The 10,295-nt window shown below is 53.6% G+C and carries 10 protein-coding genes and 1 pseudogene; 7 read left to right on the top strand and 4 right to left on the bottom strand.

Annotated features, from left to right (window positions below; all coding sequences use genetic code 11):
- Positions 1 to 109: 109 nt before the first annotated feature.
- Positions 110 to 955 (bottom strand): N-hydroxyarylamine O-acetyltransferase, encoded by an 846-nt coding sequence (gene nhoA / locus MUU46_RS21920; RefSeq protein WP_258966700.1) that lies wholly within the window; start codon positions 953 to 955, stop codon positions 110 to 112.
- Between the two features lie 151 nt (positions 956 to 1,106).
- Between nhoA and MUU46_RS21915 the strand changes: the two genes are divergently transcribed.
- Entirely contained in the window at positions 1,107 to 1,679 is a 573-nt protein-coding gene (locus tag MUU46_RS21915; protein ID WP_258966699.1) for a flavin reductase family protein, read from the top strand.
- Here MUU46_RS21915 and MUU46_RS21910 read toward each other — a convergent pair whose 3' ends face one another.
- Positions 1,680 to 2,660, bottom strand: coding sequence for an isopenicillin N synthase family dioxygenase (locus MUU46_RS21910; RefSeq protein ID WP_258966698.1), 981 nt, complete (start codon positions 2,658 to 2,660; stop codon positions 1,680 to 1,682). It abuts the gene before it with no gap.
- Positions 2,661 to 3,196: 536 nt separating this feature from the next.
- Between MUU46_RS21910 and MUU46_RS21905 the strand changes: the two are divergent.
- From MUU46_RS21905 to MUU46_RS21890, 4 genes and pseudogenes are all read left to right on the top strand, one after another.
- A pseudogene (locus MUU46_RS21905) lies at positions 3,197 to 3,409 on the top strand (ABC transporter substrate-binding protein); the annotation flags it as partial.
- A 135-nt stretch (positions 3,410 to 3,544) separates the two neighbouring features.
- Entirely contained in the window at positions 3,545 to 4,363 is an 819-nt protein-coding gene (locus MUU46_RS21900) for an ABC transporter ATP-binding protein (RefSeq protein WP_258966697.1), read from the top strand.
- Positions 4,356 to 5,150, top strand: coding sequence for an ABC transporter permease (locus MUU46_RS21895; protein ID WP_258966696.1), 795 nt, complete (start codon positions 4,356 to 4,358; stop codon positions 5,148 to 5,150). Before MUU46_RS21900 ends, MUU46_RS21895 begins: the two co-directional genes overlap by 8 nt.
- A gap of 8 nt (positions 5,151 to 5,158) precedes the next feature.
- Positions 5,159 to 6,580, top strand: coding sequence for an amidohydrolase family protein (locus MUU46_RS21890; RefSeq protein WP_258966695.1), 1,422 nt, complete (start codon positions 5,159 to 5,161; stop codon positions 6,578 to 6,580).
- Between the two features lie 129 nt (positions 6,581 to 6,709).
- Here MUU46_RS21890 and pptA read toward each other — a convergent pair whose 3' ends face one another.
- Positions 6,710 to 6,940, bottom strand: a complete 231-nt coding sequence (pptA, locus tag MUU46_RS21885) for a tautomerase PptA (protein WP_258966694.1) — start codon at positions 6,938 to 6,940, stop codon at positions 6,710 to 6,712.
- Positions 6,941 to 6,991: 51 nt separating this feature from the next.
- Positions 6,992 to 7,621 (bottom strand): glutathione S-transferase family protein, encoded by a 630-nt coding sequence (locus MUU46_RS21880; protein ID WP_258966693.1) that lies wholly within the window; start codon positions 7,619 to 7,621, stop codon positions 6,992 to 6,994.
- 191 nt (positions 7,622 to 7,812) lie between these two features.
- Here MUU46_RS21880 and uxuA point away from each other — a divergent pair, with 191 nt between their 5' ends.
- Both uxuA and MUU46_RS21870 read left to right on the top strand, forming a co-directional pair.
- Positions 7,813 to 8,880 carry a mannonate dehydratase gene (gene uxuA / locus MUU46_RS21875; protein ID WP_159759148.1) on the top strand — a complete coding sequence of 356 codons (1,068 nt, stop codon included), beginning with the start codon at positions 7,813 to 7,815 and terminating at the stop codon, positions 8,878 to 8,880.
- Positions 8,881 to 8,937: 57 nt separating this feature from the next.
- Entirely contained in the window at positions 8,938 to 10,275 is a 1,338-nt protein-coding gene (locus MUU46_RS21870; RefSeq protein ID WP_258966692.1) for a gluconate:H+ symporter, read from the top strand.
- Positions 10,276 to 10,295 lie beyond the last annotated feature (20 nt).

The raw sequence follows: 10,295 nt of genomic DNA, 5'->3' as shown, positions 1-10,295 counted from the left end.
TTGGCAGATTCTGCATCTCCCGCTGAACGGGATAAGGGGAACACCACGTTCCCCTTATCAATTCCCGTGGCCCCGCCGACGAAAGCGGTGCTTCGCCCTGGCGTACTCCCTACTTCCCAGCCTCACCATGCGTATCAAACGCCGCCATCACTGCCGCTAAATCTGCCAGCGTAAAGCCATTTTTTGGGTCATCGACGCCCTGGCCGAATTTATCCTGCAACAATAAATATAAGCTTTCGACGTCCGGTAAATTGATCGACTCGAGGGTATGGCCCCCTTCCTGATGTGTGAAATGGAAGTTGGTCAGTGTCAGTTTGCCGCCGTCAGGCAAATGGCGACACATCAACAGATGATGGCGGAAATGCGACTGTGGCCAGTGTGCCGACCAAAAGTTGCCCGCCACATAATCCGAGAAATATTGCGGAACCAGATCGAAGTGATACATCGACTGCCACCGGTCATGATGGCGGAACTGCAATATCCAGTTGTTGCCCTCGTTCAACAAGCGGTAAACACCGTGCGGCGTGGTTTGCTCTTTGTCTGCCTGAAGTTGAATCGGAGCTGTCAGCGTTTGTCCGCCAAAGCCAACGTCGGCAATCCAGCGTTCACCGGCTAAATCAATCACCAGCAAACGATGAGTCCGTGGCGGCATTTGCGGCGGATTCGACAACACTACGCGCCCCAAAACGCTGCGTATATCAAAACCAATTTCACGCAGCACGCGTTCAAACAGGCCGTTTTGCTCAAAGCAATAACCGCCGCGACGGGCGTGGATCAGCTTATCTTCAAGCGACTGGTCGTCGAGCTGGATTTCGCGTGGCAGCAGCACGTCCAGATTCTCAAAAGGAATGGTGCAGTTGTGGCGCAAATGCAGCGCCCGCAAGGTGTCGATATCGACAGCGACAGGAGAATGCCAGTTCAGTCGGGCAAAATACGCGGTTAAAAATGGGCTCATACGGCCTCCATGCTTGAGATATAAACTGTTTATAACGTATTTTTTTCAGCTGACTGGCGTTTTTGTGCGATGATTTTTTCCGTTTGTGCGCGACCGCTATTTTCCGCAGCTGGAACACGCTTAAATGCAGCAAACAACCAGGAGAATTGCTATGAGCCGTTTTCGTCCCGTGGAATTAAAACATGCCAGCCGCCTGCTCAATCATGGGCCAACCGTGCTTATCACCAGTTACGATGAAAGCATTGACCGGCGCAATATCATGGCCGCCGCGTGGTCGATGCCGGTGGAGTTTGAACCGCCGCGCATCGCTATTGTGGTCGATAAAAGCGCCTGGTCGCGCGAACTTATTGAGCGCAGCGAAAAGTTCGGCATCGTCATTCCCGCCGTGGATGCGGCGAACTGGACTTACGCTGTCGGTAGCGTCAGTGGACGCGATGAGGATAAATTCAACTGTTACGGCATTCCAGTGGTGTATGGCCCGGCGCTTGGCCTCCCCCTCGTCGAAGAAAGATGCCTGGCATGGTTGGAGTGCAAGCTGCTGCCTGCGACGGCAGCGCAGGAGAAATACGACACGCTGTTTGGCGAAGTGGTGGCGGCGGCTGCCGATGAACAGGCGTTCGTAGCCGGACGCTGGCAATTCAACGGCGATCGCCGCAATACGCTGCATCATCTCGGCGCTGGTACCTTTGTCACCAGCGGCCGGATGATTAAAGCGGCTGAATAATTAATATTTGCCGGAGAAATTGGCGCTGATGCGCTGCGCCAGATAGTCCCGGGCGGTGATTGGCGGGTACTTTTTGTTTGGCCCTTCAATCACCACATCTTCATTGGCCTGACAGAAAAATGCCAGGCTGTAGCGCGCATCCACCGATTCACCCGGCAGCGGGCTGCGTACGCGATGGAAATTCGATGGCAGCTGGTCATCGCTCCAGCGCATCAGCATATCGCCGATATTACAGGTAATCAGCCCTTCCAGCGGCTCGATAGACGTCCAGCTTTGCGTTTCCATATCTTTTCCCGGGCACACCTGCAAGCCGCCTTGCCCCGCCTGCTGGAACAGCAGTGTCAGGCAGTCAAAATCGGTATGTGCGCCGGCACGCCATGGGCCGTCCGCTTCACCGGTCAGCGCGAAATAGTGCAGCATTCTCAGCGTGCTCTGATACGTCTCTTTTGACGGGTCATGCGCCTGGCTGAAAAATTCCTCCGGGAAGCCCATTTTCAGCGCGAAACAGGACAGTAGTTTCATGCCTACAGCCCAGCACTGACTTTCAAACGCCAGCACCGCCTCGCGGAAACCAGGCAGCGTTTCATCGTCTGGCCACAGGCCTGACATGCGCGGGCGCGTCACCTGATAAGACTCTTTTTGATCGGGTTTGCCTGTGGATGGCCTGATCTGCGCCCGGTACTCCCAGCCTGCATTACGGTTGAGCGGATAGCAGACTTTTTCTTCCTGAGGCAGCGCAAAAAATTGCGCTGCACGGCTAAACGCGGCGTTGATATCTTCTAGCGGAATGCCATGGCCTGAGACCTGAAAAAAGCCGATTTCGGTCGATGCCTGCCACAGCGCCTCGGCGATTTCAGTCTTACGTTGATCAAAGTCAGACAAGTCGATAATGCGCACTTCACGGTTCGTTTCCTGACCGCGAGCGCCCATGAGGGATTCTTTGGTGAGTTCATGCATAGCGAAAGCCGATGTGCTGTTCATAGGGAAACCTCGTTAACTGAAAGTCACGGAGGACCTGCCGTGGAGCGGTTCTCAACCAGCGACAGGTCTCGGCATCGTCGGTAAAGACGACTGAGCAATGACCCACCGGCTGAGTTCCCGGCTGACAGCTTCTACTCAGGCTGACTGAAGCAATGCCCGTGCCAGGCTGTGAACGCCTTTTATTTCAGCGAGATAGACAGTCACGCCAACGCAGAATGCACGCCCGATGTGCAGCGGTGAAACTTTTTGCCTCATCGTTGTGCAATATTGGCCAGCGTGAAACAACAATTTCAGGAGGCCTCTCAGTGGAAAGGGTAAATAATTATTTAATTCAATAGATTGCGAACAATCAGTGCGAATGGCACGCCATTTGCTAGATAGCCAACAGAGTATAAGCGGTCAGCGTGTTACCACGCGGGACATTGCTCTACAGCCTCGGCTGTACCTCGTCAGGGGGCGGCGCATTGCGTCGTGAGCATCGCTTACCCCCGGACAGACCGTGTACAACGTTTTGATTTGGGGGTCTTTATATGTCAATGTCGTCCGTTCGTCTACTTACCCTGTGCGCCACTATCAGCGCAACGTCCCTCTCCTTCGCGGCCGATAAACTGGTCCTCCAGACCACCTGGGTTGCTCAAGCGGAACAAGGCGGCTATTACCAGGCCGTCGCGGCAGGGATCTACAAAAAATACGGTCTCGACGTCGAAGTGCGCTCCGGCGGCCCGCAGCTCAATAATATGACCCTACTCGGGGTGATGACCGACAAACGCTGGCAGGCAACGCGCAACTTTATGGTCAGCGCCGGATTGCTAAATAAAGACACCGATTATAAAGCCGCGTACACCACGCAATTCTATCCGCAGGCCGCGATGTAAGGAGGCGTTATGCAGCATGTTCTATCTTTTGAGCCGCCAAATGCGGTACCGCAAAATGAAGAGCCGCGTTTTCTAATGGCGCGCGGAGTGGAAAAAGTGTGGCCAAACGGCACCGTCGCGCTTGAACGTCTAAACCTGAATATTGGTCGTGGCGAACTGGTGTCGCTGCTCGGTCCGTCGGGCTGTGGTAAGAGCACGCTGCTGAAGATGTTCGCCGGGCTGGAACAGCCCAGCGCCGGAATGCTGCGCTGGAACGGCCAGCCGTCGTTGGCGCAGCAGTGCCAAATGGCGATGGTGTTTCAGGAAGCGACGCTGATGCCCTGGGCGACCATCGAGGAAAATGTGCGTTTGCCTCTAAGCCTGCGAGGTATAGGTAAAAAGGAAAGCACACCGCAGGTGATGCAGGCGCTGCTGGCGGTCGGGCTGGAGAACTTCCTTCACGCCCGCCCACGTGAGCTTTCCGGCGGGATGCAAATGCGTGTGGCTTTAGCCCGGGCACTGGTGATCGCCCCGGATCTGCTGTTGATGGATGAGCCCTTCGGCGCGCTGGATGAATTTACCCGCCATAAGCTCGACGCCGATATCCGCGCACTGTGGAGCCGTCGCAATCTGACGGTGCTGTTTGTCACCCACAGTATTTATGAGGCGGTATGGCTCTCATCACGCGTGATTGTGATGGGCGCACGTCCGGGCCGGGTTATTGCCGACATCGAAATTGACGGTCCGACCGTTCGCGATGCCGCGTTTCGTACCTCTCCGGCATTCATTCGTCAGGTGGCGCAACTTTCCGATTTACTCGAACAGGCCAGCGGAGGCATCCATGACTAAACCCCTGATTCAATATCCGCAGGTGCAGCGTGCGCTATGGCCGCTGCTGGTGCTGATTATTCTGCTCGCCATCTGGGAGACAGGTTTCCGTCAGTTTGCGGTGCCTATTTATCTGGCACCGAAACCCAGTGATATCGCCATTACGCTCTATCAACAGCACTCCGCTCTGTTTTCCAGCTTGTTGGTGACGCTGAAAGTCACCCTGCTGGCGTTTCTGCTGGCAGTAATTATCGGTACGCTGATTGCATTTCTGTGTGTGCAAAGTCGAGTGATTGAATCGTGCCTGATGCCTTGGGCGATCCTGTTTCAGGTTACGCCGGTGGTGGCGATCGCCCCATTGGTGATTATCTGGATCCACAACACCACCCTGGCGCTGGTGGTCTGCGCGATGCTGGTGGCGGTATTCCCGGTTCTGACCAACACCACTCTCGGTCTGCGCAGCGTAAGCCCAGGCCTTCTGAATCTGTTTCACATCAACCAGGCCAGTCGCTGGCAGGTGCTGATGCGCCTGCGCGTGCCGAACGCGTTGCCCTATTTCTTCAGTGGATTACGCATTTCCTGCGGGCTGGCGCTGATTGGCGCAGTGGTCGCGGAATTTGTGGCCGGAACGGGCGGCTCAGGTGCCGGGCTGGCGTGGCAGATTTTACAGGCCGGTTTTCAGCTCAACTTACCGTTGATGTTCGCCGCCCTGTTCCTGATCACCTGCACTGGCCTCGCGCTGTGGGCGTTGATGTCATTAATCACCCGAGTGTGCCTGCGTGGCTGGCACGACAGTGAACTGGCCTGAGGATAATTATGAGCACGCTGCTGATAAAAGGCTGTACCGCCATCATGACCGGGAACCGCGACATGCCGCGCAGTTCTGCGACCGATATTCGCGTAGCCGACGGGCGAATCACCGCCGTCGGTACGCTGAAGCCAAACGCTGATGAGCGCGTGATTGATGCCCGCGACTGCGTGGCCTACCCGGGCTGGGTGAACACGCATCATCACTTGTTCCAGTCGCTGCTCAAGGGGGAACCGCAAGGCATCAACCAGAGCCTCAGTGCCTGGCTGGCTTCGACCCCCTACCGTTTTCGCGGCGCGTTTGATGCAGAGACGTTTCGCCTTGCCGCGCGAATTGGTCTGGTAGAGTTAGTGCGCTCCGGCTGCACAACGGTGGCCGATCATCACTATCTGTACTGGCCGGGGATGCCGTTCGACGGGGCCGCCATTTTGTTTGAAGAAGCGCAGGCGTTAGGCGTGCGGTTCGTGCTGTGCCGCGGGGGCGCAACGCAAACTCGCGGTCTGGAAAGCGCATTGCCGACGGCGCTGCGACCCGAGCGTTTTGACGACTGGATGCAGGACGTCGAGCGCCTCGCCGGGCAATATCATCAGCCACAGGTCGACGCGATGCGACGCGTAGTGATGGCCCCCACCACCACGTTACATTCGACTACTGCGCAAGAATTGCGGGAAAGCGCGCGGCTGGCACGGACGCTGGGGCTGCGTTTGCACAGCCATCTGTCGGAAACGGTCGATTACCTCGATGCTTCACAGGCAAAATTCGGCATGACGCCGCTGCAGTTTTGCGCCGAACACGACTGGATCGGAGATGATGTCTGGTTCGCCCATCTGGTGAAACTGCTACCAGAAGAAATTGCCCTGCTCGGGGCCAGCGGCAGCGGTATCGCTCACTGCCCGCAAAGTAATGCCCGCCTCGGGAGCGGCATCGCGGATATCGTTGCCCTGGAACAGGCTGGCGTAAAAATTTCCATCGGTGTGGACGGCGCGGCCTCCAACGAAGCTGCCGATATGCAGAGTGAAGCCCACGCCGCCTGGCAGCTCCAGCGCGCCCGCAAAGGGATGCTCGCCCGTCCGCGCTACGAAGGCGGCACCTTTGAAGGCGGCGGCGATGCGGCCACGATAGAAGATGTGATCCGCTGGGGAACGTCCGGCGGCGCGTCGGTGCTTGGCCTTGAAACCGGTGAATTACGTCCAGGCATGCCTGCCGACATTGCGCTGTATCAGCTCGACGACCCGCGTTATTTCGGTCTGCACGACATGGCGATCGGCCCGGTGGCCTGCGGCGGGCGAGCAACATTAAAAGCGCTACTGTGTCAGGGAAAGGTGATTGTCGAAAACGACATGATTCCAGGTTTGGATTTACGTGAGCTAGGCGTTCAGGCAACGGAGGCGGTCAAACGGCTCCAGCAAAGAGCGGACGGACGTGGATGATGATAAATTTTGCCCGATGGCGCTGACGCTTATCGGGCCTACAAAACCATGAACCGTAGGCCTGGCAAGTAAAACGCCATCGGGCGATTTAAAACATCAAGGGAGCAATCCGCATCGCGGAGCTATTTCTTACAAACTGTAGCCTGGCTTTTTCAGCAGCGTGTCGAGCTGCGGGCCAATCTCTTTGTCCCAGACCTGCGATTTCCAGTCAGCCTCTTGCACCTGGTTCAGCGCCACACTGATAGCGCCATCTTTACTGCCCAAATGACGGGTAATCGCGGCGGCAATATCTGCCGCCAGTGCGTCTTTTTGTTCGTCGTTCAGATCGCGGGGAAAACATTTAATGTCTACATGCGGCATGGTGGCCTCCTTATTGTGTTCCCTAAAACTATCATCTTCTCAGCGACCTAATTAGCGTTTTGTGCAGTTAAAGATTCCGTTTTCACGCAGGACGTGGCGCAGTTCTTCACGCTTTTCAATGTGGTCTGCAATGGCGCTCAGGCGTGGACAGTTTTCGGTAAACCACGCTGCACGCGGGCCCCAGCTTCGTATTACTACAATGTAGGCATCGAGTAACGTGACGTTGTCACCCATAGCGTACGGCCCCACCAGTTGACCATCCAGCCATTGATACAGCGTTTTTCTGTAAGCAATACAGCTGTTTTGCAACTGCTCCGGGGCGTCAGGCGCAAAGCGTTCAGGGTAATCGGCATAGGTAAACGTCGGATAGACGTTCGCCACCAGCCACACCAGCAGCCGCTGAAACAGCGTGCGCTGCGGTGAGCCAATCGGTGGGGCTAAATCGGGGCGATGGTCGAGGATCATTAGCGCGATAGCCGCAGATTCAGTCAGGGTACTGCCATCATCCAGCCGCAGGGTCGGCACCTGACACAGCGGGTTAATCAGGGCCAGCACGTCATGCTGCGGGCCGGGATTATCGAAGCCATTCACGTCGACAAAATGGTATGGCATCTCAGCCATCGTCAACATCACTTCGCTGATTGCCGAACCCCAGCCCGGCACGCCATAGAGCGTTAGCATATGTTTGCCTCCACTAATGCAGAAACAAAAGTATGGACCAGATTCCTGCACAGGGGTTTGGGACTTGTCGATTGCAACTTACCCACCTTTATCGGTCTATTTTGTGATTGATGTCGGAAAAATCACTCTTAACAGTCCCCATCAAAGATACTAGTATGGTAGTTAGACTTTCCGCTAAAGGTGTAATGAGTATGCAAATGACAATGCGCTGGTTTGGACCAGCAGAAGATAAGATTTCCCTGGAACACATACGACAGGTGCCTGGCGTGGAAGGCATTGTAGGGGCGTTGTACGATGTTCCCGTGGGCGAAGTCTGGCCAAAAGATAAAATTCTGGCGCTTGCCGCTCAAGCACGCGAAGCGGGTCTGAAGCTGGAAGTTATTGAAAGTGTGAATATTCACGATGAGATTAAAATCGGCAGCCCGGGGCGCGACCAGTATATTGAGAATTATAAAACGACTATCCGCAATCTGGCTGAGATCGGCATTAAAATCATCTGCTACAACTTCATGCCGGTCTTTGACTGGATGAAGACGGATATGAACTATGTCTTGCCGGATGGCTCGCTGACGATGGCCTTTGAAAAGAAAGGCATCGACAAAAGTCTGGAAGATGTTGTTAAGGATGTTCTCGATAATTCAAACGGTTTCGCCCTGCCCGGTTGGGAGCCAGAACGTTTGGCTAAAGTACAAGAGCTGTTTGCGAAATACAAAGATGTTGATGACGACAAATTACGTGAAAATCTTGTCTATTTCCTGAAAGCCATCATCCCGGTATGTGAAGAGGTCGGGATTAAAATGGCGATTCATCCCGACGATCCTCCCTATTCCATCTTCGGACTGCCGCGGGTAGTGAAAAATCGAAACGACCTTGATTGGCTGTGTAATGCAGTTGATTCAGAAGCAAATGGAATCACGTTATGCACCGGTTCAATTGCCGAAGATCCTGATAATAATGTTTACGACATACTGGCTGAGTTTACTCAACGGAAGCGTATTCATTTTGCCCACGTACGAAATATCAAAATCATTAAAGATAAAGATTTTTATGAATCGGCGCACGTATCACAATACGGTTCACTGGATATGTTCAAAGTAATGAAATCGTTGCATGACAATGGTTTTGATGGCTATATCCGCCCTGACCACGGACGTTTTATTTGGGGCGAAACTGGCCGTCCCGGATATGGTCTATACGACCGGGCATTAGGGGTAACCTATCTCCTTGGTCTGTGGGAAGCACTCGAAAAACAACATTAGCATCCAGGCCGGCGACCCTGCCGGCATTTATTCAATGTGTTGAATACAGGTAAACATATGTCCCCCTTACTGGCTCTGTTTTGGGTTCTGGTTGGTATCGCCCTGCTCGTCATAATGAATCTAAAATATAAATTCCACAATATATTTGCATTGCTGATTGCGGGCATATTTGTCGCTATTATGGAAGGCATTCCTGTCGATGAAATTGTGCCGGTTATTCAGGATGGCCTCGGCAGTATTTTAGGGCATCTGGCACTTATTATTATATTTGGGGCCATCATTGGCCGATTCATGACCGAATCAGGTGCCAGTCAGCAAATTGCCGACACAGTCATTAAGCGCTGCGGCACGCGTTTCTTGTCAACTGGATTGATGTTTGTTGGCGTCATTTTTGGGATTGCGATGTTTTATGAAGTGGCATTTTTGATAGCCATGCCGCTGGTGTTAAATATTGCCAAAAAGGCGAACATTCCCTACATGAAGCTGGTTGTGCCTACGGTGGTAGGCGCCACGCTGGGACATAGTCTTTTTCCACCGCAGCCTGGCCCGGTAGCACTCATCAGTGCGTTTAATGCCGATATTGTACAGGTGTATATGTACGGAATCATTGTCATTATCCCTGCTCTTTTTTGCACCGGTATTTTACTGCCTAAATTTTTACCCAGCATTAAATCAATCCCTCTGAACTCTATGATCAAACCGGTAGAAGAGAAGTCATCAGACGATATTCCTTCTTTTGGTATCAGCATGCTAATACCTCTGATTCCGGCCGTGCTTATGGTGGTGGCATCGGTGGTAAAAGGATTTATGGGCGTCGATAGCGGCCTGGCAAAACTCTGCACGTTTTTAGGCAGCGCAGAAATCAGTATGTTGCTGGCAACAATGGCTGCCATTTGGTTTTTGGGTAAAAAACGGGGAATGTCCACCGAGAATATTACGCATTGCGTGAGTGATTCCATTGCTAAAATTGCCAACGTGCTGTTTGTTATCAGTGCAGGTGGGATCCTGAAGCAGGTGATTATCGTCTCCGGTGTTGGTGACCATATTGTCAGTATTATGAGCAACGTCTCACTCTCTCCATTTATTGTGGCCTGGATAATCACGGCTATTATTCGCATTCTCACCGGCCAGGGTGCTGTCGCTGCTATCACCTCAGCCGGTATTGTCGCGCCAATGGTTAATGCATTTCATCTGAATCCAGCGTTAATGTGCCTGGCCGTCGCCTGTGGCAGTAATACGATAACGCTAATGTACGATGGCGGTTTCTTATTATTCAAAGAGACCTTTGGTATATCCATGAAAGATACCTTCAAAACATGGGGGCTGCTTGAACTGATAAGCTCGCTCGTCGGACTATTGATGGTATTGTTACTCAGCCTCGTTATTACATCATAGCGTTTACGCTTGTTCGCCGG

This window comes from Scandinavium tedordense (assembly GCF_024764965.1).
Classification (GTDB): Bacteria; Pseudomonadota; Gammaproteobacteria; order Enterobacterales; family Enterobacteriaceae; genus Scandinavium; species Scandinavium tedordense.
This window is presented reverse-complemented; position numbering and strand designations above follow the sequence as displayed.

Bases quoted from the DNA above. Each gene is read 5' to 3' on its own strand.
- MUU46_RS21895 (WP_258966696.1), top strand. From the start codon at position 4,356: ATGACTAAACCCCTGATTCAATATCCGCAGGTGCAGCGTGCGCTATGG.
- uxuA (WP_159759148.1), top strand. From the start codon at position 7,813: ATGCAAATGACAATGCGCTGGTTTGGACCAGCAGAAGATAAGATTTCC.
- MUU46_RS21870 (WP_258966692.1), top strand. From the start codon at position 8,938: ATGTCCCCCTTACTGGCTCTGTTTTGGGTTCTGGTTGGTATCGCCCTG.
- MUU46_RS21880 (WP_258966693.1), bottom strand. From the start codon at position 7,621: ATGCTAACGCTCTATGGCGTGCCGGGCTGGGGTTCGGCAATCAGCGAA.
- MUU46_RS21910 (WP_258966698.1), bottom strand. From the start codon at position 2,660: ATGAACAGCACATCGGCTTTCGCTATGCATGAACTCACCAAAGAATCC.
- MUU46_RS21890 (WP_258966695.1), top strand. From the start codon at position 5,159: ATGAGCACGCTGCTGATAAAAGGCTGTACCGCCATCATGACCGGGAAC.
- pptA (WP_258966694.1), bottom strand. From the start codon at position 6,940: ATGCCGCATGTAGACATTAAATGTTTTCCCCGCGATCTGAACGACGAA.
- nhoA (WP_258966700.1), bottom strand. From the start codon at position 955: ATGAGCCCATTTTTAACCGCGTATTTTGCCCGACTGAACTGGCATTCT.
- MUU46_RS21900 (WP_258966697.1), top strand. From the start codon at position 3,545: ATGCAGCATGTTCTATCTTTTGAGCCGCCAAATGCGGTACCGCAAAAT.
- MUU46_RS21915 (WP_258966699.1), top strand. From the start codon at position 1,107: ATGAGCCGTTTTCGTCCCGTGGAATTAAAACATGCCAGCCGCCTGCTC.